This window comes from Streptomyces sp. ISL-43, from assembly GCF_018614195.1.
Classification (GTDB): Bacteria; Actinomycetota; Actinomycetes; order Streptomycetales; family Streptomycetaceae; genus Streptomyces.
The window spans coordinates 168360-193645 of sequence record NZ_JAGGOT010000071.1; the positions used below are offsets into that span (position 1 = coordinate 168360).

26 protein-coding genes and 1 pseudogene are annotated in these 25286 nt (G+C 72.4%); 8 read left to right on the forward strand and 19 right to left on the reverse strand.

The window, feature by feature from the left end; genetic code table 11:
* Positions 1-97 precede the first annotated feature (97 nt).
* Positions 98-1369 (forward strand): SAV2148 family HEPN domain-containing protein, encoded by a 1272-nt coding sequence (locus J7F03_RS34605; RefSeq protein WP_214956567.1) that lies wholly within the window; start codon positions 98-100, stop codon positions 1367-1369.
* A gap of 50 nt (positions 1370-1419) precedes the next feature.
* Positions 1420-2154, forward strand: a complete 735-nt coding sequence (locus J7F03_RS34610) for a 3'-5' exonuclease (RefSeq protein WP_251072922.1) — start codon at positions 1420-1422, stop codon at positions 2152-2154.
* Between the two features lie 47 nt (positions 2155-2201).
* Here the strand turns inward: J7F03_RS34610 and J7F03_RS34615 are convergent, their stop codons facing one another.
* Positions 2202-2759: a TetR/AcrR family transcriptional regulator gene (locus tag J7F03_RS34615; protein ID WP_214956569.1), complete on the reverse strand. Its 558-nt coding sequence runs from the start codon at positions 2757-2759 to the stop codon at positions 2202-2204.
* Between the two features lie 96 nt (positions 2760-2855).
* On the opposite strand from J7F03_RS34615, the gene J7F03_RS34620 reads away from it, so the two are divergent.
* Entirely contained in the window at positions 2856-3449 is a 594-nt protein-coding gene (locus J7F03_RS34620; RefSeq protein ID WP_214956570.1) for a DUF2867 domain-containing protein, read from the forward strand.
* Between the two features lie 19 nt (positions 3450-3468).
* Here the strand turns inward: J7F03_RS34620 and J7F03_RS34625 are convergent, their stop codons facing one another.
* Positions 3469-4104 carry a hypothetical protein gene (locus J7F03_RS34625; protein ID WP_214956572.1) on the reverse strand — a complete coding sequence of 212 codons (636 nt, stop codon included), beginning with the start codon at positions 4102-4104 and terminating at the stop codon, positions 3469-3471.
* 23 nt (positions 4105-4127) lie between these two features.
* Entirely contained in the window at positions 4128-4994 is an 867-nt protein-coding gene (locus J7F03_RS34630; RefSeq protein WP_214956574.1) for a phosphotransferase enzyme family protein, read from the reverse strand.
* 117 nt (positions 4995-5111) lie between these two features.
* Here J7F03_RS34630 and mgt point away from each other — a divergent pair.
* The 3 genes and pseudogenes from mgt (at position 5112) to J7F03_RS34645 (ending at position 7759) form a co-directional block, all read left to right on the forward strand.
* Positions 5112-6427 (forward strand): annotated as a pseudogene (gene mgt, locus J7F03_RS34635) (macrolide-inactivating glycosyltransferase).
* Positions 6424-6978 (forward strand): DUF1697 domain-containing protein, encoded by a 555-nt coding sequence (locus tag J7F03_RS34640; protein ID WP_214956578.1) that lies wholly within the window; start codon positions 6424-6426, stop codon positions 6976-6978. The pseudogene mgt and the gene J7F03_RS34640 overlap by 4 nt, the downstream one beginning before the upstream one ends.
* A gap of 604 nt (positions 6979-7582) precedes the next feature.
* Positions 7583-7759, forward strand: a complete 177-nt coding sequence (locus J7F03_RS34645) for a hypothetical protein (protein ID WP_214956580.1) — start codon at positions 7583-7585, stop codon at positions 7757-7759.
* A 69-nt stretch (positions 7760-7828) separates the two neighbouring features.
* On the opposite strand, the gene J7F03_RS34650 is transcribed toward J7F03_RS34645, so the two are convergent.
* Positions 7829-8686 carry an aldo/keto reductase gene (locus tag J7F03_RS34650; protein WP_214956582.1) on the reverse strand — a complete coding sequence of 286 codons (858 nt, stop codon included), beginning with the start codon at positions 8684-8686 and terminating at the stop codon, positions 7829-7831.
* A gap of 44 nt (positions 8687-8730) precedes the next feature.
* Here J7F03_RS34650 and J7F03_RS34655 point away from each other — a divergent pair, with 44 nt between their 5' ends.
* Positions 8731-9732 (forward strand): ketopantoate reductase family protein, encoded by a 1002-nt coding sequence (locus J7F03_RS34655; protein ID WP_214956584.1) that lies wholly within the window; start codon positions 8731-8733, stop codon positions 9730-9732.
* Between the two features lie 31 nt (positions 9733-9763).
* On the opposite strand, the gene J7F03_RS34660 is transcribed toward J7F03_RS34655, so the two are convergent.
* The 14 genes from J7F03_RS34660 to J7F03_RS34720 form a co-directional block, all read right to left on the reverse strand.
* Positions 9764-10507: a sirohydrochlorin chelatase gene (locus J7F03_RS34660; protein WP_251072947.1), complete on the reverse strand. Its 744-nt coding sequence runs from the start codon at positions 10505-10507 to the stop codon at positions 9764-9766.
* A gap of 76 nt (positions 10508-10583) precedes the next feature.
* Positions 10584-11483 carry an ABC transporter permease gene (locus J7F03_RS34665; protein WP_214956589.1) on the reverse strand — a complete coding sequence of 300 codons (900 nt, stop codon included), beginning with the start codon at positions 11481-11483 and terminating at the stop codon, positions 10584-10586.
* Positions 11470-12264, reverse strand: coding sequence for an ABC transporter ATP-binding protein (locus J7F03_RS34670; RefSeq protein ID WP_214956591.1), 795 nt, complete (start codon positions 12262-12264; stop codon positions 11470-11472). The genes J7F03_RS34665 and J7F03_RS34670 overlap by 14 nt, the downstream gene beginning before the upstream one ends.
* Before the next feature lie 43 nt (positions 12265-12307).
* Positions 12308-13438: an aliphatic sulfonate ABC transporter substrate-binding protein gene (locus J7F03_RS34675; RefSeq protein WP_374104433.1), complete on the reverse strand. Its 1131-nt coding sequence runs from the start codon at positions 13436-13438 to the stop codon at positions 12308-12310.
* Positions 13439-13652: 214 nt separating this feature from the next.
* Entirely contained in the window at positions 13653-14993 is a 1341-nt protein-coding gene (locus J7F03_RS34680) for a sulfate adenylyltransferase subunit 1 (protein ID WP_214956593.1), read from the reverse strand.
* 1 nt (position 14994) lies between these two features.
* Positions 14995-15933, reverse strand: coding sequence for a sulfate adenylyltransferase subunit CysD (gene cysD / locus J7F03_RS34685; protein ID WP_214956594.1), 939 nt, complete (start codon positions 15931-15933; stop codon positions 14995-14997).
* Entirely contained in the window at positions 15930-16475 is a 546-nt protein-coding gene (gene cysC, locus J7F03_RS34690) for an adenylyl-sulfate kinase (RefSeq protein ID WP_214956595.1), read from the reverse strand. The genes cysD and cysC overlap by 4 nt, the downstream gene beginning before the upstream one ends.
* 53 nt (positions 16476-16528) lie before the next feature.
* Positions 16529-17227: a phosphoadenylyl-sulfate reductase gene (locus tag J7F03_RS34695; RefSeq protein WP_214956596.1), complete on the reverse strand. Its 699-nt coding sequence runs from the start codon at positions 17225-17227 to the stop codon at positions 16529-16531.
* The gene (locus tag J7F03_RS34700; protein WP_214956597.1) at positions 17224-17403 is read right to left on the reverse strand and encodes a DpnI domain-containing protein; all 180 of its coding nucleotides are present in this window, start codon (positions 17401-17403) and stop codon (positions 17224-17226) included. Before J7F03_RS34700 ends, J7F03_RS34695 begins: the two co-directional genes overlap by 4 nt.
* A complete protein-coding gene (locus tag J7F03_RS34705) occupies positions 17400-19112 on the reverse strand; it encodes a nitrite/sulfite reductase (RefSeq protein WP_214956598.1) in 1713 nt (570 codons plus the stop codon). Before J7F03_RS34705 ends, J7F03_RS34700 begins: the two co-directional genes overlap by 4 nt.
* Before the next feature lie 205 nt (positions 19113-19317).
* Entirely contained in the window at positions 19318-19401 is an 84-nt protein-coding gene (locus J7F03_RS42825) for a putative leader peptide (protein ID WP_312847410.1), read from the reverse strand.
* Between the two features lie 272 nt (positions 19402-19673).
* Positions 19674-20237 carry a GNAT family N-acetyltransferase gene (locus tag J7F03_RS34710; RefSeq protein ID WP_214956600.1) on the reverse strand — a complete coding sequence of 188 codons (564 nt, stop codon included), beginning with the start codon at positions 20235-20237 and terminating at the stop codon, positions 19674-19676.
* A 13-nt stretch (positions 20238-20250) separates the two neighbouring features.
* Positions 20251-21528, reverse strand: coding sequence for a GAF domain-containing protein (locus tag J7F03_RS34715; RefSeq protein WP_214956634.1), 1278 nt, complete (start codon positions 21526-21528; stop codon positions 20251-20253).
* Positions 21529-21888: 360 nt separating this feature from the next.
* Positions 21889-23532, reverse strand: coding sequence for an acyl-CoA dehydrogenase family protein (locus J7F03_RS34720; protein WP_214956602.1), 1644 nt, complete (start codon positions 23530-23532; stop codon positions 21889-21891).
* A gap of 17 nt (positions 23533-23549) precedes the next feature.
* Between J7F03_RS34720 and J7F03_RS34725 the strand changes: the two genes are divergently transcribed.
* The gene (locus J7F03_RS34725; RefSeq protein WP_214956604.1) at positions 23550-24665 is read left to right on the forward strand and encodes a YihY/virulence factor BrkB family protein; all 1116 of its coding nucleotides are present in this window, start codon (positions 23550-23552) and stop codon (positions 24663-24665) included.
* A 97-nt stretch (positions 24666-24762) separates the two neighbouring features.
* Here J7F03_RS34725 and J7F03_RS34730 read toward each other — a convergent pair whose 3' ends face one another.
* The gene (locus tag J7F03_RS34730) at positions 24763-25170 is read right to left on the reverse strand and encodes a VOC family protein (RefSeq protein ID WP_214956606.1); all 408 of its coding nucleotides are present in this window, start codon (positions 25168-25170) and stop codon (positions 24763-24765) included.
* Between the last annotated feature and the right edge of the window lie 116 nt (positions 25171-25286).

A 25286-nucleotide genomic window follows, 5' to 3' on the forward strand; every position in this document is an offset into this window, starting at 1 on the left:
AGCATGGGGTCGCATCGGGCTGCAGGGGGCCGTGTGCGCGGAGTACCCTTCCGTGATCACTTCAGACGGGCGTCCAGACGCAGGAGGCGGTGCACGGGTGAGCTCGGGAGGTCTGGAGCTGCCCCCTGGTGACAGCGGTCACGAGGGCGGCCCGGCGGACGCCGCAGGCGGGGCGCCCGGCGGGATGCCCGCCGGAGCGGTGTCGCTGGCCCCGCCGGAAGCCGGGAGGGCGCCGGCCGGAGCCGGGGCCGAGCTGGACTGGGGCGCGGAGGCCTGGAGCGAGGTCCGTACACGGGCCCAGCGCGCGGGCCGTGCGTACATCTGGCTGAATCTGATCGAGCAGCGGCTGCGATCGGTGGTCGGGGCGGTGCTCCGGCCGATCTACGAGCCCGTGCACGGCGGCGACGACTGGGTCGTCGCGGCCGCCGGGCCGGCCGGACAGGAGTGGGTGCAGCGCGCGGTCGCCGTGCGGGAGGTCAGCCGGCGCAAGGGCTACCTGCTGGACTCCGCCGACGACAACGTCCTCAGCTTCCTGACCCTGCCGCAGCTGCGCGAGCTCATGGTCCAGCACTGGCCCTGCTTCGAGCCGTACTTCGACGACCGGCGCGAGATCGAGCAGGCGCTGGACGAGCTGGAGGTCACGCGCAACGTCGTCTCGCGCAACCGCGCCCTGTCCCGGGCGGTCCTGGAACAGGCCGAGCGGGCGTCGGCGCGGCTGCTGGAGGTGCTGGGCGGCGGCGCGGGCTCGCCGTCGGCCGACCGGCTGCCGATCGACGCCGTCGAGGACCTGGTCGGCGACCGGTACGCGGACGTCATCTCCGTCCACCCGGACCGGGTGAGGCTGCAGCGCCAGCTCCCGGCGGAGGACCTGTTCGGCGGCGCGCGGCGGCTCGACGCCATCGGCATAGGGCTCAACCTGCTCGTCCAGAACTTCTCGGGCCGAAGACTCGTACGCCTCGCGGAGGCCGGCTGCCGGGTGCGGCTGCTGTTCCTGAACCCGGCGAGCAGCGCGGTCAAGCGCCGCGAGCGGGAACTGGGGCTGCGCAAGGGTGAGCTGAGCCGATCCGTGGAGATGAACATCCTGCACGTGCGGCGGGTGCGGGCGGGCCTGCGCGACGCGTCGGGCTTCGAGATCCACGTCTTCGACGAGACCCCGCGCTTCACGGCGTACCTCGTGGAGGGCGAGTCCTCCGGCATCGCGGTGATCCAGTCGTACCTGCGCCGGGCGCGGGGCATGGAGGCGCCGGTCCTGGTCCTGCGGGGCGGCGGGCGGGGTCCCTCGCGCGAGCGTGACGCGGACCACGGCCTGTTCCCGACGTACCGTGAGGAATTCGAGTCGATCTGGCAGGACTCCCGGCCGGTGTCGTGACTGTCAGTGGCGCGTGGCAGGCTGAAACCCGTTGACCGAAGGTACGGGGCATGGACGGGGGGCGCGTGATGGGGGACTGGCACGGCGGGCCGATGGTGGCCTTCGACCTGGAGACCACGGGGACCGACATCGAATCCGACCGCATCGTGACGGCGGCGGTCGTGGCGGTGGGGCCGGACGGACAGGTGGCGCGGGAGCGGACGTGGCTGGTCGACCCGGGGGTGCCCATCCCGGAGCAGGCCTCGGCCATCCACGGCATCTCCACGGACCAGGCCCGCGCCGAGGGGATGGCGGCCGCGCCCGCGATCGAGGAGATCACGCGGACGCTCTTCGAGGCGCTGCGCTCGGGGACCCCCCTGGTGGTGATGAACGCGCGCTACGACCTGACCCTGCTGGACCGCGAGTGCCGGCGGCACGGGATCCAGCCGCTGGGCGAGCGCTGGCGGGGCAGGCCCGCGCCCGTCATCGACCCCTTGGTCCTGGACAAGCACGCGGACCGGTACCGCAAGGGCAGGCGCAACCTCCAGGCCCTCTGCGAGCACTACGGCGTGACCCTCGACGAGGCGCACAACGCGGGCGCGGACGCGCTGGCGGCGGCTCGCGCGGCGCGGCGGATGGGGGCGAGGCACGCGGTGATAGGGACGGTCGCGCTGGCGGACCTCCACGATCTCCAGATCCGCGCGGCGGCCGAGCAGGCGGCGTCACTGCAGAGCTATCTGCGGCGTACCTCGGACCCCGAGGCGATAGTCGAGCGGGCCTGGCCCGTCGTGCCGTACCGGGTCTGAGGGCCGGAGGGTCCCAGGGGTGTCCGGCCGGTCAGGCCGCAGACCCCCTACCGCAGCAGCCAGTCCCGGGTCCGCTCCATGACCTCGGCGCGGCTTCGGGCGCCGTGGTCGGCCGCGATGAGGTAATTGCCGACCCGGAGGGAGTAGGCGATCATGCTGCGGACCTCGACGTCGTCCTGGTCGGGACAGAAGGCGCCGAACAGCGAACGCAGGTAGTCCATGCGGCGGTTGTCGAGGCGCCGCAGCCGTTCCGCGACGGACGGGTCGCGCCGGGCCCAGTCGCGGATCGCGAGGTCGACCGCGACTCCCTTCGTCGGGCCGTCGGGGGCCTCGGCGATCGCGAACAGCCGCCTCAGCTTGGCCCGGGGGTCGCCGCCCGCGCTCTCGACCTGTTCGATCACGGCCTCGGCGACCTCGCACTCCCAGGTGTCGAGCATCTCGGTGAGCAGTGCGTCCCGGTTGCCGAAGTACCCGTAGAAGCCGCCCTTGGTGACGCCGAGGGCCTGTGCCAGCGACTCGATCCGGACGGCCTCGGGGCCTCCGGCGGCGAGCGCTCGCAGGCCCTCCTCGATCCAGCTGCGCCGCGGCGTGCGGGTCGCGCCCACGTTGTGTCTCCTCTTGCACGGGCCCGATCTATACGCTGCCGTATAGATCGGTGCTAGCCTTCGTCTATACGGCATCGTATAGACAGGGGCTTGCCGATGAGACTCCCCAGAAGCGCGCACACGGACCGCCCCTGGCGGATCCACGAGATCGCCGGCGACTTCAAGGTCGAGGACGTGTGGGAACTGCCGACACCGGGCGGCCCCGACGACCTCGCCCGGCTGGTGGACCAGTTCGGGAGCGGCACGGGAAGCGGTGTCACCTCCCCCGTGGGGCGCGCGCTCTTCGCGATCCGCTGGAAGCTCGGGGCACTGTTCGGCTGGGACGAGCCCGCGGACGGAGTCGGCGGCCGGGTGGCGACACTGCGCGACCGGCTGCCGGCGGACCTCCGCGAAGGTCCCCGCGGGCCGGAGCTCAGCTCGTTCCCGTTCACCTCCGTCTACCAGACGCACGACGAGTGGGCGGCGGAGACGGCCAACCGGACCGTGCACGGGGTGATGCACATCGGCTGGGTCCCGGACGGAGCCGGCGGCTACCACGGCCGGATGGCCGTCCTGGTGAAGCCGAACGGCCTGCTCGGCGCGCTGTACATGGCGGGCATCAAGCCCTTCCGGTACCTGGGGGTCTATCCGGCGCTGCTCCGCGGGATCGGCCGCGAATGGCAGGCCCGTACGGGCGCCGGCCCGGCCTGATCCGAGCGGGGGGCGCCGGTCAGTCCGGCCACTGGTCGCGGTAGACGACGTGCAGCCCGCTGCCGGCGGCGAGTACGCCGTTGCCCGGGCGCAGCCGGGTGCAGTAGTGCTGATGGTCGGGGTGGGCGAGGACGTAGCCGGGACCCCGGTGGGCGATGTCGGCGAAGAGCCACGCGGTGTCGGCGAACAGCTTGGCGCTCCCCGTCATGAACAGCGTCCCGGCGTGGACGCGCTGGTGGAACCGGTCCCGGTTCTCCTTGTGGTGGCGCTCCGGCCAGGGGTCGACCGCGGGGTCGGCGGAGGCCGGTCCGGGAAGATCCGCGGTCTGCGGCCGGCCCGGGCCCAGCCGTGCCCGCAGCTCCTTCCAGCGCGAGGGTGCGAACTGGAGCGAGTGGTGCAGCAGGACGAGGTCGAGCCCGGGCTCTTGCGCGTCGGGGCGGGCGCGCCGCAGCGGGACGTGGACCAGCGAGCGCGGCGAGGTGGCGGCGAGCGTCCACAGGCCGGCGATGAGCTGCGCGGCCGCCTGGTCGACTTGGGCGTGCAGGTACCAGCGGCCGTCCGACAGGGCCGCGCGGGCCGGCGGCCGGGCCGGGCGGATCACCTTGAACTCCGCCGGGCCGAGCCGGGCCTGGTGGATCGTGAGGGGCAGTTTCATATGCGGAGATTGATACGGCACGGCTAGAACGGATGCCAGCGGGTTTCCGTGTCGCCCTCTCGCAGGGAGTCGACCCGGCGGCGGAATTCGGCCAGGGCCTTGGGATTGGCCGGGGCGTGCTGGGAGACCCAGGCGCAGCTGGCCGTCTCGCGGGCGCCGCGCAGGACCGCGCAGCCTTCCCAGTCGCGCACGTCCCAGCCGTACGCCGTCGCGAAGGCCTCGTAGGACTCGGCGGGCAGCCCGTACCGGTCGCGGGAGAGCGCCATCACCACCAGGTCGTGCTCGCGCAGGTCCGAGGAGACCGTCTCCAGGTCGACCAGGACCGGCCCGTCCGGGCCCACGTGGACGTTGCGCGGCAGCGCGTCACCGTGGATCGGGCCCGGCGCGAGGTGTGGGGTGAGGGCCGCCACCTGGTCGGCGTACCCGTCGCGGCGGGCCCGCAGGTACGCCGCGTCCGCCGGGTCGATCGCCCTGCCCGCCAGCCGGAGCCAGCGCTCGACCCCGCCCAGCAGATCCCGCGGGGGCAGTACGAAGGGGGGCGCGGGCAGGGCGTGGATCCGCCGCAGCAGCACCGCGAGGTCCTCGGGTCCCGCCGGGCGGACCGCGTCGGGGAGCCGGTGCCACAGCGTCACCGGGTGCCCGTCCACCAGCCGGGGCCTCGGCTCGGCCGCGCGGACCGCCGGGATCCCGCACTCCGCGAACCAGCCCGCCACGGCGAGCTCCCGCTCGGCGCGCGGGAGCAGCCCCGCCTCCCGGCCGACCTTGGCGACCAGGCCGTCGCCGCCGAGCGCGAAGACGGCGTTCTCGCCGAGGGCCAGCAGCTCGGGCGATCCGGTCCGGCCGGTGAGGCCCGCCGCCGTCAGCGCTTCCCTGGCCCGTGCCTCGTCCATGCCGTGCTCCGCCGTCCGTCCGCTGCCGCCGCCCCGGGTGCCGCCGGGCGCTGTTGATCAGCCAAGTCTCGCACCCCGCCCCGGCCCGGCCCGGTTCCGGCCGGAGCCTCATCCCGCATTGGATTGCACGAGACGTCTCGTCTCGTTATCTTCGAGTCATGACCTCGACCCCAAAGCCCGCCCACATCGCCATGTTCTCCATCGCCGCCGCCGGACACGTGAACCCGAGCATCGAAGTGATCCGCGAACTCGTCGCCCGGGGCCACCGCGTCAGCTACGCCATCCCCGCCTCCTACGCCGACAAGGTCGCCGAGACCGGCGCCACCCCGGTGATCTGGAACTCCACCCTGCCCACCGAGGAGGACCCCGAGGCCTGGGGCACCGAACTCATCGACAACATCGAGCCCTTCCTCGCCGACGCCGTGCAGGCCCTCCCGCAGCTCGCGGCCGCCTTCGAGGGCGACGAGCCGGACCTCGTCCTCCACGACATCACCGCCTACCCGGCGATCGTCCTCGCCCACCGGTGGAAGGTCCCCGCCGTCTCCCTCTCCCCGAACCTGGTCGCCTGGACCGGCTACGAGGAGGAGGTCGCCGCGCCGATGACCGCCGCACTGCGCGCCTGCGAACGCGGGCGGGCGTACTACGCCCGCTTCCGGGCCTGGCTCGACGAGAACGGCATCGACGAGGACAGCGACCGCTTCGTCGGCCGCCCGCGCCGCGGCGTCGTACTCATCCCGCGCGCCCTGCAGCCGCACGCCGACCGCGTCGACGAGACCGTGTACACCTTCGTCGGCGCGTGCCAGGGCGACCGCAGCGCCACCCAGGGCACCTGGACGCCCCCGGAGGCCGCGGCGGGGAAGAAGGTCCTGCTGGTCTCGCTCGGCTCCACCTTCACCAACCAGCCGGCCTTCTACCGCGCCTGCGCCCAGGCCTTCGGGGACCTGCCCGACTGGCACGTCGTGCTCCAGATCGGCAAGTTCACCGACGAGGCCGAGATCGGCGCGATCCCCGCCAACGTCGAGGTCCACCGCTGGGTCCCCCAGCTGGACATCCTGCGCCGGGCCGACGCCTTCATCACCCACGCGGGCGCGGGCGGCAGCCAGGAGGGGCTGGCCACCGGCACCCCGATGGTCGCGGTCCCGCAAGCCGTCGACCAGTTCGGCAACGCCGACATGCTGGCCGCCCTCGGCGTCGCCCGGCACGTCCCGATGGACGAAGCCGACGCCGCGACCCTGCGCGAGGCCGTCCTCGCCCTGGTCGCCGACCCTGAGGTGGCAGCCCGGGCGCAGGCCGTCCGCGCGCAGATGGCCGCCGAGGGCGGCACGCGGCAGGCGGCCGACCTGATCGAGGCGGAACTGCCCGGACCGGCCGCTCCGGCCGTCTCGGCCGTCTCGGCCGGATTGTCGGTGGACGGTCCTATCGTTCGGGCATGACCAATCGGAAGTACGCGGCACTGCTGCGGGGCATCAACGTCGGCGGGAACAAGAAGGTCCCGATGGCCGAACTGCGCCAGGTCCTGCAAGGCCTCGGCCACGAGGACGCGCAGACGTACCTGCAGAGCGGCAACGCCGTCTTCAGCAGCGCCACGAAGAAGACCCCGGTGGCCCTGGCCCGCGAGCTGGAGGCCGCCATCGAAGCCCACTTCGGCTTCGGGGCGTCCTGCCTGGTGGTCGACGGCGCCCACCTGAAAGCCGTGGCCGACGCCTGCCCCTTCCCGGCCGCCGAGCTGGAAGGCAAGCAGCTCCACGTCACCTTCTGCTCCGAGCAGCCCGCCGAGTCCCGCTTCGCGTCGATCGACGCGGACACCTACCTCCCGGAGGAATACCGCCTCGGCGACCGCGTGGTCTACCTCTACGCCCCGAACGGGCTGGGCCGCTCCAAGCTGGCCGAGGCCCTCGCCAGACCGGCCGTGGTCAAGGGCCTCGACGTGACCACCCGCAACTGGAACACGGTCGCCAAGTTGGTCGAGCTCACGCGAGACTGACGCGTGGACTTCCCCGACCTCGCCCAGCTCGCCACCCCGGACGCCGGGTACCCGCCGCCGGCTCCGGTACCCGTGGACTGGCCCGCGGTGGAGGAGTGGCTCGGGCTGCCGCTCCCGGCCGACTACAAGCGACTGGCCGATGCCTGGGGGCCGGTGGGGTTCGGCGAGAGGTTCAGGATCCTTACCCCGTGCGCCCGGGACGAGGTCGAGGACGGGGACGGAGACGAGGACGGGGAGGGCCGGGACCGCTTCGACTACGGCGACTGGCTGCGGGAAACCCACCGCGAGGCCCGCATCGACGCCCGGGCGCTGCCCCAGCCGCAGCGCCCGGCCGTCCATCCCGCTCCCGGCGGGCTGCTCGCGTGGGGCACCACCGGATCCTGCGACACGCTGTTCTGGGACACCTCGCTCTCCCCGGACCCCGACCGGTGGACGGTCGTCGTCCGCCACCAGGACCGGCCGGACCGCCGTACGCCCCACCGGTGGGAGGCGTGCGGCCTCACGCTGACCGCGTACCTGGCCGACGCCTGCACCCGCCCGCGCGACCCGCTGCCCGCCACCGTGCTGGCTGACCGAGGGCCCCGACCCCGACGCCTGGCCGCTCGTGGTCTGGCCCCGGCACGCCCCGCAGGGCCCGGCACTGCCGGGCGGGCTCGTCGACATCCTGCTCGCCTGGCGGCGCGGCCGGTTCGCGACCGAGGGGCTGCTCGGGCTGGACCAGGACGACGACCCGGTCGAGTACGCGCTCTTCGAGGCCTGGGACGAGACGGCCTACTGGTGACGGGAACTGGAACTGGAACGGGAACGGGAAGGGGAACGGGCACGGGCACGGGCCCTGGACCGTGAGCGCTCAGTCCGTCAGGGCGTCCAGCAGGGCCATCTCGCGCGTGGTCAGCCGTACGGTCGCCGCGTCCAGGTTCTCCGCCAGGTGGTCGGGGGAGCCCGTGCCCGGCGTGGGGCACAGGACCGGGGAGTGGCGCAGGAGCCAGGCCAGGGCGATCTGTCCGGTGGACGCGCCGTGCTCGGCGGCGACCGCCGTCAGCGCGGCCGCGCCCTCGCGGGTCAGGGCGCCGCTGCCCAGCGGGTAGTACGGCAGGAAGGCGATCCCGCGCGCCTCGCACAGGGAGAGGAGCTCCGCCGAGGAGCGGTCCAGCAGGTTGTAGGGATTCTGGACGGACGCCACCGGGACGAGGGCCAGCGCCTCGCGCAGCCGGTCAGCCGTCACCGTGTTCAGCCCGATGTGGCGGATCTTGCCCTCCGCCCGGAGCTCGGCCAGCGTGCCCAGCTGCTCCGCCACCGGGACGGCGGGGTCGAAGCGGTGCAGCTGGTACAGGTCGATCCGGTCCAGCCGGAGCCTTCGCAGGCTCGCCTCGCACATCGCCCGCAGCTCCTCGGGCCGGCCCGCGGCGTGCCACTGGTCCGGCCCGGTGCGCACCACCCCGCCCTTGGTGGAGACCACCAGCCGCTCCCCGTACGGGTGGAGGGCCTCGGCTACCGATTCCTCGGCCAGGTGGGGGCCGTAGTTGTCGGCGGTGTCGATCAGGGTGACCCCGCGATCGACGGCGGTGCGCAGCAGCGTACGGGCCTCGGCGCGGCCCGCGCGCGGGCCCCAGTAGCCGGCGCCGACCAGTCCGCCGGTCCCGAGACCGAGGCGGCGTACGGGCAGGTCCCCGCCGAGGAGGAACGTCTCATCCGCGTGTCCAGACATGGCCCGACCGTAGCCCGGCACCGGGGATGTGCCAGGCTCGGGGGATGCGTTACATCATCATCGGCGCCGGGGCGATCGGCGCGACCATCGGCGGACGGCTCGCGGAGTCGGGCGGCGAGGTCGTCCTCGTCGCGCGCGGCGCCCACGCGCAGGCCCTCCGGGAGGACGGGCTGCGGCTCACCACGGCGGACGGGGAGCGCGTGCACCGCCTGCCCGTCGTCGGCGGCCCGGCCGAGCTCGGCGAACTGCGGCCGGACGACGTGCTGTTGCTGACGGTCAAGACCCAGGACGCGCTCGCCGCGCTCGACGCGTGGGGCGACGCGGAGGTCGCGGGCGGCGGGACGGCTGCCCAGCGGCTGCCGGTGCTGTGCGCGCAGAACGGCGTCGAGAGCGAGCGCCTGGCCCTACGGCGCTTCGCGCGCGTGTACGGGGTCTGCGTGTGGCTGCCGGCGACGTTCCTGGAGCCGGGGGTGGTCTCCGCGCTGTGCGTGCCGCTGACCGGGATCCTGCACATCGGGAAAGCCGCCGGGGGCGCCGACGGGCGGGCCCGGCGGATCGCGGCCGACCTGGAGAAGTCCGGGTTCGAGGCGCCGGTCGTCGAGGACGTCATGCGGTGGAAGTACGCGAAGCTGCTGGGCAATCTGAGCAACGCGATCCAGGCGACGACCGGCCCCGAGCCGGACCCCGCGAAGGCGGCGCTGCTGCTGCGGGCGATCCGCGAGGCGAAGGCCGCCTTCGCGGCCGCGGGGATCCCCTATGCCTCCGATGCCGAGCAGTCGGCGGCCCGCGACGGCAAGGTGGAGCAGCCGGCCGGGGTGCGGGGCGGCTCGTCCTGGCAGAGCCTGGCGCGGGGGACGGGGTCGGTGGAGGCGGACTATCTCAACGGGGAGATCGTCCTGCTGGGGCGGCTGCACGGGGTCGCGACGCCGGTCAACGACACGCTGCGGCACGCGGCGAACATCTTCGCCCGCGAAGGACTCCCGCCGGGCGCGATGTCCATCGAGGACCTGACGGCCCTGGCCGACGAGGCCGTGGCGCGGGCGTAGTCGCGGGGTAGGGGTCGCCGCTGCCCTCGGGTCAGGCCGTCAGGGCCGGGACGCGGGCGGGGGCGACGGCCGCGGCGTCGTAGCGGCGCAGCAACAGGCGGGCCAGCTCCGGCGAGGGACCCAGGACCGAGGCCACCACATCGGCGCCCGCGGCCCGCGCGCCCGCCGCGATGCGGTCCGGCAGCCGCCCGGGGGCGATCACGTACGGCGCCACCGCGATCCGCCGGACGCCCTCCGCGCGCAGGGCCCGTACGGCGTCTTCCGTACGGGGGAGAACAGCGGAGGCGAACGCAGGCCGCACGGCGCACCAACCGGTGTGCCGCCACTCCCGCGCGGTTTCAGCGATCACTGCGATCGCCTCCGGGTCTGAGGAACCGGCGGACGCGAGCACCACACCGGTGGTGGCACGGTCCGCCGGGGTGAGTCCGGCCTCCCACAGGCGGCGTTCGAGGTTCGCCAGCAGCAGCGGGGACGGGCCGAGCACGTCCGCCGTCCGGACCGAGAGGTCCGGCAGGTGGGACGCGGCTGCGGCGAGCACCGCCGGGATGTCGGACTTCGCGTGGAACGCCCGCGTCAGGAGCAGCGGGAGGGCCACGATCTCCCGTACGCCCGCCAGGTAGAGGGAGGCCACGGACTGGTCGACGGTCGGGCCGTCGAAGTCCAGGAAGGCCGTCTCCACGCGCAGTCCCGGCCGCAGCGCCCGCACCCGCCGGGTGAGGGCGTGCACGGTCGCCGCGTGCCGCGGGTCGCGGCTGCCGTGGGCGATGACCAGCAGGGCCGGGCGGCCGGCCTGACCGGTCCGGCCGGTGCCGGCGTGCTGCGCGTCGTGGGCGCGGGCGGAGAACACGGGACTAGCTCTTGACCAGCAGGCCGCGGGTGCGCAGCACCCACCGCTCGACGGGGCTGAAGATCAGCAGGTCGATCGCGATGCCGACGACCAGGATCAGGATGATCGCGAGGAACACGGCGGGCAGGTCGCTGTTGTTGCGGCCGTTCTCCAGCAGCTGGCCCAGGCCCAGGCCCAGGTCGGGCGAGCTGGCGATGATCTCGGCGGCCATCAGGGAGCGCCAGGAGAAGGCCCAGCCCTGCTTCAGGCCGGCCAGGTAGCCGGGCAGCGCGGCCGGCATGACGACGTGCCACGCTCCGCGCAGGCCGGTGGCGCCCAGCGTGCGTCCGGCCCGCAGGAACAGCGGTGGGATCTGGTCGATGCCGGAGACGAGGCCGTTGGCGATGGAGGGGACGGCGCCCAGCAGGATGACGGTGTACATCATCGCGTCGTTGAGACCGAACCAGAGCACGGCCGGCGGCACCCAGGCGACCGAGGGCAGCGACTGCAGCCCCTGGAGGATCGGGCCGATCGCGGCGCGGACGAACTTCACCCGGGCGACCAGCAGGCCGAGCGGCGTGCCGATGGCCAGGGCCAGCAGGAAGCCGAGCAGACCGCGCGAGACGCTGGTCCAGATGACGTCCAGCAGGGTGCCCTTGAGCCACATGTCGGCCAGGCTGTCCCAGACCGAGGACAGGGCGGGGAGCTTCGTCTCGTCGGCGACCTCCGCCGCGACGAGGATCTGCCAGACGAGGAGGACCAGGCCGACGGCGACGACCGGCGGCAGGATCTTCTTGACGAAGACCTCGCGGACCGGGGTGCGGTGGGTCTGGACGGCGTCGAGTGCGTCGAGGCCCGCCTCCAGGCCGGCGAGATCGTCGGTGGTGGTGGCCTTGCCCTTGGGCTTGGTGTCAGTGCTGGCCATGGCGGCGGATCTCCCCACGCAGGTGTTCAGTGATCTCAAGGGACAGCTCCGCGACGTCCGCGTCCTCGATGCGGCGCGGCTGCGGGATGCCCACGGTCCACTCCTTCGCGATCCGGCCGGGCCGCGAGGACAGCAGGACCACACGCTGCGCGAGCCGTACGGCCTCGCGGACGTTGTGCGTGACGAAGAGGACCGACAGGTTCGTCTCTTCCCAGATGCGGGTGAGCTCGCCGTGCAGGACGTCCCGGGTGATGGCGTCGAGCGCCGCGAACGGCTCGTCCATCAGCAGGAGCTGGCTGTCCTGGGCGAGCGCCCGGGCCAGGGCCACGCGCTGGCGCATGCCGCCCGACAGCTCGTGGACCCGCTTGCCGTACGCGCCGCCGAGGCGGACCAGCTCCAGCAGCCGCTCGGCCTCCGGCTTGCGCTCCGCCTTGGCCACCCCGCGCAGGCGCAGGGCGAGTTCGATGTTCTTGCCCGCGGTGAGCCACGGGAAGAGGGCGTGCTCCTGGAACATCAGGGCCGGCCGCCCGCCGGGCGTCTCGATGACGCCGGCGGTCGGCTTGTCGAGCCCCGCGACCAGGTTGAGCAGGGTGGACTTTCCACACCCCGAGGCACCCAGGATCGTGACGAACTCGCCGGGAGCGACATCGAGGCTGATGTCGTCCAGGACGAGCTGCGATCCGGCCGGGCCGGAGAAGGACTTCGAGACGTTTCCGATGCGGGCGGCGTGTGTCTGCTCCGCTACGGTGCCCTCGGCAGCCTTGGCAAGCATGGTGGCCATGGTCGTCACCTCCTGGGGATTCGGGACGGGGAATTTCAGGGAGTTACTTGGCGCCGAGACCGGCGTCGGAGACCTCGGGCTTGCCGGCCGCCTTGAGCACCTTGTTCAGGAGCTTCAGGTCGTAGATGCCGGCCAGGTCGGGCTCCTCGATGAGCTTGGCCTTGACCGCCCAGTCGGATTCCGTCTTCAGCGTGCTCGCCAGCGGGTCGTCGGTGACGAGGATGCTGGTCCACGCCGGGTCGATGATCTCCGCGTCGAGCGGCTTGCCGCTGTCCGCCGCCAGCCTCGCGTTCGCGGTGGCCTTCGCCTTGTCCGGGTTGGCGTTGATCCACTCGTTGGTCTTCACCGTGCCCTTGAGCACGGCCTCGACCACGTCCGGGTGCTCCCTGAGGAACTTCTGCGACACGATGATGTTCGTGATCACGAACTTCTTGTCGGGCCACAGGGAGGTCTCGTCGAGGAGGATGGCGCCGCCGTCGGAGACGAGCTTGGAGGCCGTGGGCTCCGGCACCCAGGCGCCGTCGATGGAGCCCTGCTTGAAGGCGTCCGGGGAGACCTTGTTGTCCGTACGGACGACGGAGACGTCACCCTTGCCGGACTCCGGGTCGACCGACCAGCCCTGCGTGGAGATCCAGTTGAGGAACGCGACGTCCTGCGTGTTCCCCTTCTGCGGGGTGGCGATCTTCTTGCCCTTGAGGTCGCCCAGGGTCTTGATCTTGTCCGGGTTCACGACCAGCTTGACGCCGCCGGAGGCGGAGCCGGAGATGATCCGCAGGTTGGAGGCCTTGGACTTGACGTAGCCGTTGATCGACGGCGAGGGGCCGATGAAGCCGATGTCGAGAGAGCCGCCGTTGAGGGCTTCGATCTCGGACGGACCGGCGTTGAAGGACTGCGGCTTGATCCGGGTCCCGCCCAGTTCCTTCTGGATCAGGCCTTCCTGGAGACCGACCAGCGCGGTGGCGTGCGTCAGGTTCGGGAAGTAGCCGATGCGGACCTCGGAGGCCGACAGCTTCTTGCCTGCGCCGTCGGCGACGTTCTCCTTCGCGGGAGCGTCCTCCTTCTTGGCCTCGGAGCCGTAGCCGCACGAGGCGAGCGCGCCGATCAGGAGCGGAAGGGCGGTGGCGGCGACGATGCCGCGGCGAAGAGTCTTACGGGCGGTTCCGATGGCAGGCACGGGAGGGCTTCCTCTCGTGACGTGGTCATCTCATGACGCACGTCTTCGTTTGTGGGGCAAGGGCAGGTGAGGCTCGTGGGGGGTGTGGGCGCGCATGCGGTGCGCGTACGTCATCACGCACATCGCCCCACCCCTCCCTGGCCGCTGCCGAGGGCGCCGCTGCCTACGCGGCCGCCCTCCTTCGCGAAGGTGGAGTAAATGTCGGCAAGCATGATCAGAAGTCCCACCCTTCCTCATCAGCCTGGATGGTGGTCTCGGCCGTGGAGGCGAAGGACTCGCCGACCATGCCCGCCGCCAGGGTCGTGCCGTCCGCCGGGTCGATCAGCAGGAAGGACCCGGTGCGGCGCGAGGCGGCGTACGTGTCGAGCGCGAGCGGCTCGGCGGTACGGACGACGACCCGGCCGATGTCGTTGGCGACGAGCTGCCCGGGGTTCGGGTGCTGGGACAGGTCGTCCAGGGTCAGCCGCGAGGGGATCTCCTTGACGATCGCCTTGACCGTGCGCGTCGTGTGCTTGATCAGCACCCGGGCGCCGACGGCCAGCGGCTGGTCCGCCACGTGGCAGACGGTCGCCTCGACGTCCTGCGTGGTGGCGGGGGCGCTCGCGGACGGCGCGATCAGGTCGCCGCGCGAGATGTCGATGTCGTCCCTCAGACGCACCGTCACCGACTGCGGGGCCCAGGCGATGTCCACGCTCTCGCCGAGCGCGTCGATGCCCTCGATGACCGAGGTGCGGCCCGACGGCAGGACGGTGACCGCCTCGCCGACGCGCAGCACGCCGGAGGCGATCTGGCCGGCGTAGCCCCGGTAGTCGGGGTGCTCGGCGGTCTGCGGACGGATCACGTACTGCACCGGGAAACGCGCCGGGCAGGCGGTGAGGTCGTGGCTGACCGGAACGGTCTCGAGGTGTTCCAGGACCGTGGGGCCGCCGTACCAGTCCATGTTGGCGGAGGGCTCGACCACGTTGTCCCCGGCCAGCGCCGAGATCGGGATCGCGGTGATCTCCGGGACGCCCAGGTCGGAGGCGTACGCGGTGAACTCCTCGGCGATCTTCGCGAAGACCGACTCCTCGTAGCCCACCAGGTCCATCTTGTTGACGGCCAGGACCACGTGCGGAACCCGCAGCAGGGCGGCGACGGCGGCGTGCCGGCGGGTCTGCTCGATCACGCCGTTGCGGGCGTCGACCAGGACCACGGCCAGGTCGGCCGTGGAGGCGCCGGTGACCATGTTCCGGGTGTACTGCACGTGCCCCGGGGTGTCGGCGAGGATGAACCGGCGCCGGGCCGTGGCGAAGTAGCGGTACGCGACGTCGATGGTGATGCCCTGCTCCCGCTCGGCCCGCAGGCCGTCGGTGAGCAGCGCCAGGTCGGGGGTGTCCTGGCCGCGGGCCTGGGAGACCGCCTCGACGGCTTCGAGCTGGTCCGTGAGGACCGACTTGGAGTCGTGCAGGAGGCGCCCGACGAGGGTGGACTTGCCGTCGTCGACGGAGCCGGCGGTGGCGAAGCGCAGCAGGGTGGTCGCCGACACGTCGGCGAACTGCTCGGTGGTGGAGGTCATTTTAGAAGTACCCTTCGCGCTTGCGGTCTTCCATCGCGGCCTCGGACATCTTGTCGTCGGCGCGGGTCGCGCCCCGCTCGGTGAGCCGGGAGGCGGCGATCTCGGTGATCACGGCGTCCAGCGTGGTGGCGTCGGAGTCGACGGCACCGGTGCAGGACATGTCACCGACGGTGCGGTAGCGGATCAGACGGGTCTCGGTGGTCTCGTCCTGCTTGGGACCGCCCCATTCGCCGGCCGTCAGCCACATGCCGTTGCGCTTGAAGACGTCGCGCTCGTGGGCGAAGTAGATCTCCGGCAGTTCGATGGACTCGCGGGCGATGTACTGCCACACGTCCAGCTCGGTCCAGTTCGACAGCGGGAAGACGCGCACGTGCTCGCCCGGGGCGTGGCGGCCGTTGTAGAGCTGCCACAGCTCGGGGCGCTGGCGGCGCGGGTCCCACTGGGAGAACTCGTCGCGCAGGGAGAAGACGCGCTCCTTGGCGCGGGCCTTCTCCTCGTCACGGCGGCCGCCGCCGAAGACGGCGTCGAACTTCAGGCTCTGGATCGCCTCGGTGAGGGGGACGGTCTGCAGCGGGTTGCGGACCCCGTCGGGGCGCTCGCGCAGCTTGCCGGCGTCGATGTACTCCTGGACGGAGGCCACGTGCAGGCGCAGGCCGTGCTTGGCGACCGCGCGGTCCCGGTAGTCCAGGACCTCGGGGAAGTTGTGGCCGGTGTCCACGTGCAGCAGGGTGAACGGCACCGGCGCCGGCGCGAACGCCTTCAGCGCCAGGTGCAGCATGACGATCGAGTCCTTGCCGCCGGAGAAGAGGATCACCGGCTTCTCGAACTCGCCCGCCACCTCGCGGAAGATGTGCACGGCCTCCGACTCGAGGGCGTCGAGGTGCGACAGCGCGTAGGGCGCGTCCGTCCCTTCGTGGACGTGTGCGACGGTGGCGGTCATGCCAGACCCCTCTCGGTGAGCAGCGCGTGCAGGGCCGAAGCCGACTCCTGCACGGACTGCGTGTGCGACTCGATACGCAGGTCCGGGGACTCCGGTGCCTCGTACGGGTCGTCGACCCCGGTCAGACCGGAGATCTCGCCCGCCGCCTGCTTGGCGTACAGGCCCTTCACGTCACGCTCGGAGCACACCTCGACCGGGGTGGCCACGTGGACCTCCAGGTACGGGGTGCCCTCGGCGGCGTGCCGCTTGCGGACGGCCTCACGGCTGTCCGCGAACGGCGCGATCACCGGGACGAGCGCCTTGACGCCGTTGGACGCGAGGAGTTCGGCGACGAAGCCGATCCGCTGCACGTTGGTGTGCCGGTCCTCACGGCTGAAACCGAGTCCGGCGGAGAGGAACTCCCGGATCTCGTCGCCGTCGAGGACCTCCACGCGGTGGCCCTCGGCGCCCAGCCGCTCGGCCAGCGCGTAGGCGATGGTGGTCTTGCCCGCGCTCGGCAGCCCGGTCAGCCACACGGTGGCGCCCTGGTCGCTCACGCTCATCTGCTTCGTCTCCGTCGGTTCTGTACGTTCGTTGGTCGCGCTGCCGGCCGTCATCAGCCGTGCAGTCCGCACTCGGTCTTGCCGCGTCCGGCCCAGCGGCCTGCGCGGGCGTCCTCGCCCTCCGCCACCCGGCGGGTGCAGGGGGCGCAGCCGACGGATGCGTAACCGTCCATCAGCAGCGGGTTGGTGAGGACGCCGTGCTCCAGGACGTACGCGTCCACGTCGTCCTGGGTCCAGCGGGCGATCGGCGAGACCTTGACCTTCTGCCGCTTCTCGTCCCAGCCGACCACCGGGGTGTTCGCCCGGGTCGGGGACTCGTCGCGGCGCAGGCCCGTCGCCCACGCGTCGTAAGCCGTCAGGCCCTCTTCGAGGGGCTTGACCTTGCGCAGCGCGCAGCACAGGTCGGGGTCGCGGTCGTGCAGCCGGGGGCCGTACTCGGCGTCCTGCTCGGCGACGCTCTGGCGCGGGGTGAGCGTGATGACGTTGACGTCCATCACAGCCTCGACCGCGTCGCGGGTGCCGATGGTCTCCTCGAAGTGGTAGCCCGTGTCGAGGAAGACCACGTCCACGCCGGGGAAGGCGCGAGAGGCGAGGTGGGCGACCACCGCGTCCTCCATGGAGGAGGTCACGGCGAACTTCTTGCCGAAGGTCTCGGCCGCCCAGGTGAGGATCTCCAGCGCGGAGGCGTCCTCGAGGTCCCGGCCCGCCTGCTCGGCCAGTGCCTTGAGATCGGAGTCCTGAATGGTGGTCATATCTCGTCCCCTCCAGCGTCATTGGACTGAACACCCCGGGCCAGCAGCCCGAGGTACTTCAGCTGGAAGGCTCGATTGCAGGCCCTGCATTCCCAGGCGCCGTGGCCTGTTTCGTTCGGGAACAGGTCCTCGTCGCCGCAGTACGGGCAGTAGAACGGTGCGGCGCGCTCGCTCACGACAGATCCTCGTCCTTCGCACGGGTCACCCAGGCGGCGAAGCGCTCGCCGCCCTCGCGCTGCTCCTGGAAGCGCGTGACGACCCGCTCGACGTAGTCGGGCAGACCGGCCGAGGTGACCTTGAGGCCGCGGACCTTGCGGCCGAATCCGGCCTCCAGGCCGAGTGCGCCGCCCAGGTGGACCTGGTAGCCCTCGACCTGGTTGCCGTCGTCGTCCAGGACCAGCTGGCCCTTGAGACCGATGTCCGCCACCTGGATACGTGCGCAGGCGTTCGGGCAGCCGTTGATGTTGATGGTGAGCGGCTCGGCGAACTCCGGCAGGCGCCGCTCCAGCTCGTCGATCAGCGAGGCGCCGCGCGCCTTCGTCTCGACGATGGCCAGCTTGCAGAACTCGATGCCGGTGCAGGCCATCGTGCCGCGGCGGAACGGGGACGGCTTGACCCGCAGGTCCAGCGCCTCCAGGGCCGCGACGACCGAGTCGACCTTGTCGGCCTCGACGTCGAGCACGATCATCTTCTGCTCGGCGGTGGTGCGCAGCCGGCCGGAGCCGTGCCGCTCCGCCACATCCGCGATCTTGGTCAGGGTGGCGCCGTCGACGCGGCCCACGCGGGGCGCGAAGCCGACGTAGAAGCGGCCGTCCTGCTGCTGGTGGACGCCGACGTGGTCGCGCCACTGGCCGCTGGGCTGCTCGGGCGCGGGGCCGTCGGTCAGCTCGCGCTTGAGGTACTCGTCCTCCAGGACCTGGCGGAACTTGGCCGGGCCCCAGTCGGCGACGAGGAACTTCAGCCGGGCGCGGGTGCGCAGGCGGCGGTAGCCGTAGTCGCGGAAGATCGAGATGACGCCCTCGTAGACGTCCGGGACCTCTTCCAGCGAGACCCAGGTGCCCAGTCGCACGCCCAGCTTGGGGTTGGTGGAGAGGCCGCCGCCGACCCAGACGTCGAAGCCCGGACCGTGCTCGGGGTGGTTCACGCCCACGAAGGCGATGTCGTTGATCTCGTGCGCCACGTCGAGCAGCGGCGAGCCGGAGATCGCGGACTTGAACTTGCGGGGCAGGTTGGAGAAGGCCGGGTTGCCCACGATGCGGCGGTAGATCTCGTCGATGGCGGGGGAGCCGTCGATGATCTCGTCCTGCGCGATGCCGGCGACGGGCGAGCCGAGGATCACGCGGGGCGTGTCACCGCAGGCCTCGGTGGTCGAGAGGCCGACGGCCTCCAGACGGCGCCAGATCTCCGGGACGTCCTCGATGCGGATCCAGTGGTACTGCACGTTCTGCCGGTCCGTGAGGTCGGCGGTGCCGCGCGCGAACTCCTCGGAGATCTCGCCGATGACGCGCAGCTGCTCGGTGGTCAGCCGGCCGCCGTCGATGCGGACGCGCAGCATGAAGTACTTGTCGTCCAGCTCCTCCGGCTCCAGGATCGCGGTCTTGCCGCCGTCGATCCCGGGCTTGCGCTGGGTGTAGAGGCCCCACCAGCGCATACGGCCGCGCAGGTCGTTGGGGTCGATCGAGTCGAAGCCCGCCTTGGAGTAGATGTTCTCGATGCGTGTCCGCACATTGAGACCGTCGTCGTCCTTTTTGAACTGCTCGTTGCCGTTGAGGGGCGTGTGGTGTCCGACGGCCCACTGACCCTCACCGCGGTGACGGCCGGTCTTACGGCGCGCGGCGGCGGCAGCGGGCGCGGCGGCTGCGGGCGTTTCGGGGGTGGCGGCCATGACGGTACGTCCTTCTTCAACGGCTCAAGGCAGGGGCAGGGGGAGTGGCGGCGGGACCCCTGGCACGGAGCGGGTGTGGCTGATCGCCGCCGGTCAGGGCGGTGCACGGCCTACAGGGGACTGCGGTGTGTGTGTACGGCGGGCGGTGTTCGCGCGTCCGCGGCGGCAGCGGCGCGGAGCGCTGTCGCGGCGGTGCCGATTTCCGTCAGCGCGCCGGACAGATGGCGCTGGACATGCGGCCGAGGTCGACGTGCCGCCGACTCACCAAGGCAATTCCAGCTCCGTTCATGGCGGAAGCGTGGCATGTGGCGATTGGAGGAGTCCACTACTGTCCACGATGCGGACGAAGTCGTCTCGCATCGCAAGATATCCGTGACGGGGGTCACCTCGGGTGACCCTCGGGACCCGTCAGCCCCACGACCGCACGGGGGCTGCACGGGGCCTCGCGCGGGGCGGTACGGGTCCTCGCGCGGGGGCAATACGGGTCCTCGCGCGGGGGCAATACGGGTCCTCGCGCGGGCCGGCTCCGCCCGCGCGGGCGGGCCCTCGTGGGCCGGGCGGTTACGCGCCGGGCCAGGGACCGGGGGTCGGGGCGGACTCCTTGGGCTCCGACTCCTCCTTGAAGACCTTGAAGCCACGCCGCAGGTAGTTGTCCATCGCCGTGGGGCCGTCCTGGCTGCAGGTGTGGAGCCAGACGCGCCGCGTCGGGGGCAGCTCCGGCCAGCGCTCGGCGAGCGACCAGGCCCGCTCGATGCCCACCGTCAGCAGGTGGCCGCCGATGCGGCGGCCCCGGAAGTCGGGGAGGAGGCCGAAGTACATGATTTCCACCACACCGTCCGGCTGCGGATCGAACTCCACGTAGCCCGCCGGCGTGCCCAGGTCGTACGCCACCCACGTCTCCACGCCGGGACGCCCCAGCTGCTCCACCCACTGCGCGCGCGTCAGCGACAGCCGGTCCGTCCAGTGGATGTCGCCGCCCACCGAGGCGTAGAGGAAGCGGCTGAACTCGGGGGAGGGGACCTCCGAGCGCACGATCCGGATCTCCGGGCCGGGGACGGCCGCGGGAACCAGATCGGCCGGTGAGGTCATTTCCAGGGACCAGGTGGTCAGCGTGATGGTGCTCATGTACGCCAGGGAATCACACGCGCCGGTCGGGGGTCCCCCAGGGCTCCGTCCGCCCCTGCCGGGCCCTGACCACCGCCGGCGCCGTGGAGTGGGGCAGCAGGACGCCCGGGTCCGCGGGGCGGACCAGCTCGACCTCCACGTCCTGCGCGAAGCGGTACGGGCGGTGGGCCAGGACACCCGCCAGGTTGCGGCGCACCCGGGACATCTCCGCGCGGACCGTCACCGTGCGGGTCGGATCGCCGAAGAGCTCGAGGGCGAGCTCGGCGGCCGAGCGGCCCTTCGGTGACTCCGCCAGCAGGAACAGCAGCTCCGCGTGGCGCGGGGTCAGCTCCTGCGACCAGCTGCCCGCGACCCCGTAGACGGTGGCCAGCCAGGCCCCGGGGCGGCTGAGGTCCAGGACGACCCGGGTCGCGGCCCCGGCGCCGGTGCGGGCCTGCGCGACGCTCAGCAGCCAGCCGCCCGGCAGCGGCTCCACCAGGCAGTCGCCCAGCTGCGGCACCCACACCCGGCCCGGGCCGAAGGATTTGGGCAGCGGGATCCGCTCCGTCGGCGCGAGCCCGGTGACGGCCGCCGTCCAGCCGTGGGCGTCGACGGCCAGGGCCCGCCCGGGCAGCCGGGCCAGCAGCGGGGCCGCCACGGAGCGCAGCCGCTCCAGGGACTCCAGATGCCGCACCCGCAGCTCCCGCTCCGCGAGCCGGGCCACCGAGCTCACCCACGTCAGGGTCGCGGGGTGCATGGTGGCCAGCGGCCCGCTGACGTCGACGACGCCGAGCAGTTGCCCGTCCCGGGGGTCCCGTACGGGGGCTCCCGCGCAGGTCCAGTCGTGGTGGCTGGAGACGAAGTGCTCCGCCGAGAACACCTGGACCGGTCTGCGGGCCACCAGGGCGGTGCCCACCCCGTTGGTGCCGACCACGGCCTCGTCCCAGTCGGCGCCGACCGCGAAGCCGAGCCGGTCCGCCTTGCGCAGGATCGAGGTGTGGCCCTCCCGCCACAGCAGCCGGCCGTCGGCGTCGGCGACGACCATGATGTGCAGGGCCTCGTCCAGCGAGGGCAGCAGTCCCTCGCGCAGGACCGGCAGCAGTCCCCGTAGCGGAGAGGTGTGGCGCCGCTCCTCGGTCTCGGCGGCGGACAGCATCCGGGAGCGGGTGTCGCGGTCCGGGTGGACCCCGCCCGCCAGCATCCGGCGCCACGACTCGGCGATCTCCGGGCGCGGCGCGGCCGGCGGCCGGTCCCCGGCGAGCGCGGCCGCCCGTACGCCCTTGAGCAGACGCGCGGCCTCCCGCGCGTCCATGGCCGAGATGCGTGCCACATCGACCGCACTGCCTGTGGTGTGGGCCACCGGAACCTCCCCGTGTGGAACAGCCGTACGACGGATCCCGCCCGCGGGTGGTTCCGGTGCGCGCCGCTTGCCGAGGCACGTCCGGCACGCCCGGTGGGCGGTTCCGATTCAAAGGTTGCAACGTCCTGCAACTCTCGCCAAGTCCCGGTCGCCCGATCGAAACTGTGCGGACGCCGCCGAGCGGCGTGACAGCTCCTTCCTCGGGGCTTTCGGATCAGGGGTGGTGCCGAGTCGGCGCGGCGCCATCCCTGATCCAGGTCGACGGGCCCGGATCTTGGCCCGCAGTGCTCCTCGGAGGGTTGGGGCCCTCCGCTAGCCCGCGATCCGGGCCCGTTCCACGACCGATCCCAGGTCCAGGCTGTGCGGCAGCGTGCCGAAGGCCGCGCCCCAGTCGCCGCCCAGCCGCGAGGCGCAGAAGGCGTCGGCCACCTCCGGCGGGGCCCAGCGCACCAGCAGGGATCCTTGCAGCACCAGGGCCATGCGCTCCACCACCCGGCGGGCCCGCGCCTGGATGCCCTCCAGGTCCGCGAGTTCGGTCAGCAGGCCCTTGATGGCCGAATCCAGCCGATGGTCGGCGCCGCTCGCCTTGCCCACCTCCTGGAGGAAGGCGCCCAGAGCATGCGGCTCGCGCTGGAGCGCGCGCAGCACGTCGAGGGCCTGGACGTTGCCCGATCCCTCCCAGATGGAGTTCAGCGGGGACTCGCGCAGCAGCCTGGGGAGCCCGGACTCCTCGACGTAGCCGTTTCCGCCCAGGCACTCCAGCGCCTCCGCCACCATCGGCGTACAGCGCTTGGTCACCCAGTACTTCGCGACGGGCACCGCGATGCGCAGGAAGGCCCGCTCCTGGTCGGTTCCGGCGTCGTAGGCGGCGGCGAGGCGCAGGGTGAGGGTGGTGGCCGCCTCCGACTCCAGGGCGAGGTCGGCGAGCACGTTGCGCATCAGCGGCTGGTCGATGAGCGGTGCTCCGAAAGCAGAGCGGTGCTCCGTATGGTGAGCGGCCTGCGTCAGCGCCGCCCGCATCAGCGAGGCCGAACCGATCACGCAGTCCAGCCGGGTCGCCGCGACCATCTCGATGATGGTCCGCACCCCCCGCCCCTCCTCGCCCACCCGCCGCGCCCAGGTCCCGTCGAACTCCACCTCGCTCGAAGCGTTCGACCGGTTGCCCAGCTTGTCCTTCAGCCGCTGGATCGCGAAGACGTTGCGGGTACCGTCCGGCAGCACCCGCGGCACCAGGAAGCACGTCAGCCCGCCCGGCGCCTGCGCGAGCACCAGGAACCCGTCGCACATCGGCGCCGAGCAGAACCACTTGTGACCCGTCAGCAGGTACTCGCCCGACGCGTCCAGTGGCACCGCCGCCGTCGTGTTGGCCCGTACGTCGCTGCCGCCCTGCTTCTCCGTCATCCCCATGCCGAAGAGCACGCCGGCCTTCTGCGCGGCCGGCCGCAGCCCCTCCTCGTACACGTGGGAGGTCAGCCGCGGCTCCCACTCGGCGGCGAGCTCGGGATCGGTCCGCAGCGCCGGTACCGCCGCGTGCGTCATCGAGATGGGGCAGCCGTGCCCCGCCTCCGCCTGCGACCACACGAAGAACCCGGCCGCGCGCCGCAGATGCCCCGCCGGCCGTCCCCACGCGTCGGTGAGCCCGGCGCCCACCGCGTGCCCGAGCAACCGGTGCCACGAAGGGTGGAACTCCACCTCGTCGATCCGGTTCCCGTACCGGTCGTGCGTCCGCAGCTTCGGCGGGTTCTCGTTCGCCTGCGTCCCCCAATCCTGTGCCTGTCGGGACCCGGCCGAGAGGCCGAGGTCCGTGAGCTCCTGCCTTACCTGCGCGACGAGTTCGGGCGCGGCCTCCGCGAGATGCCGCTCCACGCCCTCGCTCAGAACCCGGTCGCTGCCGTAGACGTCGTAGCCCACGAGGAGCGGGGCCTGGTTGGTGACTGTGTGGGTGGTGGCTGCCATGCGGATACCGTAAGGACGTGCAGCCAGCAAAAGAAACAGCCGAGTGGATTCCAGGACGGCTCCACCGGGCCCGCGCCCTCTACCGCAACGTGTCCAAGCGCAAGATGGCGTGGCTGCTGCTCAAAGACACCGTGAACTCGTGCATCGAGTACCGGATCCTCGGACTCGCGGCGGAGGCGGCCTTCTTCACCCTGCTCTCACTGCCCCCGCTCTTCCTGGGCCTGCTGGGCCTGCTCGGCTACGTGGACGGCTGGTCGGGCGGTACGACCGTCGCCAGCATCGAGGAGAACATCCTGGGGGCGGTCGGCACCGTCCTGTCCGACCGGGGCGTCAACGACATCGCCAAACCGATGCTCGACGACGTCACCAACCGGGGCCGCCCCGACCTCATCTCCCTCGGCTTCGCCTTCGCCCTCTGGTCGGGCTCGCGCGCCGTCAACGTCTTCATCGACACCATCACCGTCATGTACGGGCTCGACGGCCAGCGCGGCATCGTCAAGACCCGGCTGCTCGCCTTCCTCCTCTACGTCATCGCCCTGCTGATCGGCGCCATCGTGCTGCCGCTGATGGTGGTCGGCCCGGACGCGGTCGTGCGGCTGGTGCCCTGGAGCACGGAGGTGATCGAGGTCCTGTACTGGCCCGTCGTCACCCTGCTCTCCATCGCCTTCCTGACGACGCTCTACCACGTCTCCGTCCCGGTCCGCTCGCCCTGGATCGAGGACGTGCCGGGCGCGCTGGTGGCCCTCGCCATGTGGGTGTTCGGCTCGTTCCTGCTGCGGATCTACCTCACCAACACCGTGGAGGGCCCGACGATCTACGGATCGCTCGCGGCCCCCGTCGCGGTCCTGCTGTGGATCGGCATCTCGGCCTTCGCCGTCCTCGTCGGCGCGGCCGTCAACGCCGCCATCGACCGCGTCTGGCCCTCGGTGGCCACGGCGGCGGCGCGCGAGGCGAACGAGCGGGTCCGCGAGGCGGAGGCCGCCCAGCTGGTCGCGCGGGCAGCCGCCTGGCGGGCGCTGGCGGAGGGGGAGTCGGAGGACGACGAGGACGACGACATGCCCTCGGAGTTCCCGGAGCGCTGGTCGAAGTTCCTGCCCCCGGAGGACTACCACTCGCGCCTGCGCAAGCACTGACCGCCGGCGCCCGCGCTGCTCGGCGTACCGGCCCGGGTACTGCGTTGCCGGAGGGTCGGCCGGTCAGCGGGGTCGGCCGGTCAGCGGGGTCGGCCGGTCAGGCGGGGTCGGCCGGTTCGGACGCCGCGAAGAGGGAGACCCCGGAGCCGTCCGGGTCGAGGAGCACGGCGTAGCGCTGCCCCCAGAAGGCGTCCCAGGGCTTCAGGTGGCCCGCGTGCCCGGCGCCCGTCAGCTCCGCGTACAGCGAGTCCACCTCGGCGGGGGAGTCGCACAGGAACGCGAGCCCCACCCGGCCGTCGCTCGCGGGCCGCTTCCAGGCCGGGTCGAAGGAGCGGATGACCTCCTCCGTGTCCCAGCCGATCCGCAGCCCGCCGGGCAGGACGGCCTCGACGTGCGGCTGGGAGTCGGCCTCGGCGGGGATGTCGAGGCCGAGGCGGCGGTAGAAGGCGAGCGAGGCGGCCATGTCGGAGACGATGATGCCGATCATGTCGAGTCGGGGAGTCATGGCGCCACCCTAGTGCTGCTCCGCACAAGTTCATGGAGGGGTCAGGCCGCCGAAGGGCCGAGGTAGAGGCCGCACGCGCAGTCCAGGCACTCTTCGGGGCTGGCGGCGGGAAGCCC

Coding starts and splice junctions, on each gene's coding strand:
- J7F03_RS34610 (WP_251072922.1), top strand. CDS start 1,420: ATGGACGGGGGGCGCGTGATGGGGGACTGGCACGGCGGGCCGATGGTG.
- J7F03_RS34620 (WP_214956570.1), top strand. CDS start 2,856: ATGAGACTCCCCAGAAGCGCGCACACGGACCGCCCCTGGCGGATCCAC.
- J7F03_RS34625 (WP_214956572.1), bottom strand. CDS start 4,104: ATGAAACTGCCCCTCACGATCCACCAGGCCCGGCTCGGCCCGGCGGAG.
- J7F03_RS34630 (WP_214956574.1), bottom strand. CDS start 4,994: ATGGACGAGGCACGGGCCAGGGAAGCGCTGACGGCGGCGGGCCTCACC.
- J7F03_RS34640 (WP_214956578.1), top strand. CDS start 6,424: ATGACCAATCGGAAGTACGCGGCACTGCTGCGGGGCATCAACGTCGGC.
- J7F03_RS34650 (WP_214956582.1), bottom strand. CDS start 8,686: ATGTCTGGACACGCGGATGAGACGTTCCTCCTCGGCGGGGACCTGCCC.
- J7F03_RS34655 (WP_214956584.1), top strand. CDS start 8,731: ATGCGTTACATCATCATCGGCGCCGGGGCGATCGGCGCGACCATCGGC.
- J7F03_RS34665 (WP_214956589.1), bottom strand. CDS start 11,483: ATGGCCAGCACTGACACCAAGCCCAAGGGCAAGGCCACCACCACCGAC.
- J7F03_RS34670 (WP_214956591.1), bottom strand. CDS start 12,264: ATGGCCACCATGCTTGCCAAGGCTGCCGAGGGCACCGTAGCGGAGCAG.
- J7F03_RS34680 (WP_214956593.1), bottom strand. CDS start 14,993: ATGACCTCCACCACCGAGCAGTTCGCCGACGTGTCGGCGACCACCCTG.
- cysD (WP_214956594.1), bottom strand. CDS start 15,933: ATGACCGCCACCGTCGCACACGTCCACGAAGGGACGGACGCGCCCTAC.
- cysC (WP_214956595.1), bottom strand. CDS start 16,475: ATGAGCGTGAGCGACCAGGGCGCCACCGTGTGGCTGACCGGGCTGCCG.
- J7F03_RS34695 (WP_214956596.1), bottom strand. CDS start 17,227: ATGACCACCATTCAGGACTCCGATCTCAAGGCACTGGCCGAGCAGGCG.
- J7F03_RS34705 (WP_214956598.1), bottom strand. CDS start 19,112: ATGGCCGCCACCCCCGAAACGCCCGCAGCCGCCGCGCCCGCTGCCGCC.
- J7F03_RS42825 (WP_312847410.1), bottom strand. CDS start 19,401: ATGAACGGAGCTGGAATTGCCTTGGTGAGTCGGCGGCACGTCGACCTC.
- J7F03_RS34710 (WP_214956600.1), bottom strand. CDS start 20,237: ATGAGCACCATCACGCTGACCACCTGGTCCCTGGAAATGACCTCACCG.
- J7F03_RS34715 (WP_214956634.1), bottom strand. CDS start 21,528: ATGGACGCGCGGGAGGCCGCGCGTCTGCTCAAGGGCGTACGGGCGGCC.
- J7F03_RS34720 (WP_214956602.1), bottom strand. CDS start 23,532: ATGGCAGCCACCACCCACACAGTCACCAACCAGGCCCCGCTCCTCGTG.
- J7F03_RS34730 (WP_214956606.1), bottom strand. CDS start 25,170: ATGACTCCCCGACTCGACATGATCGGCATCATCGTCTCCGACATGGCC.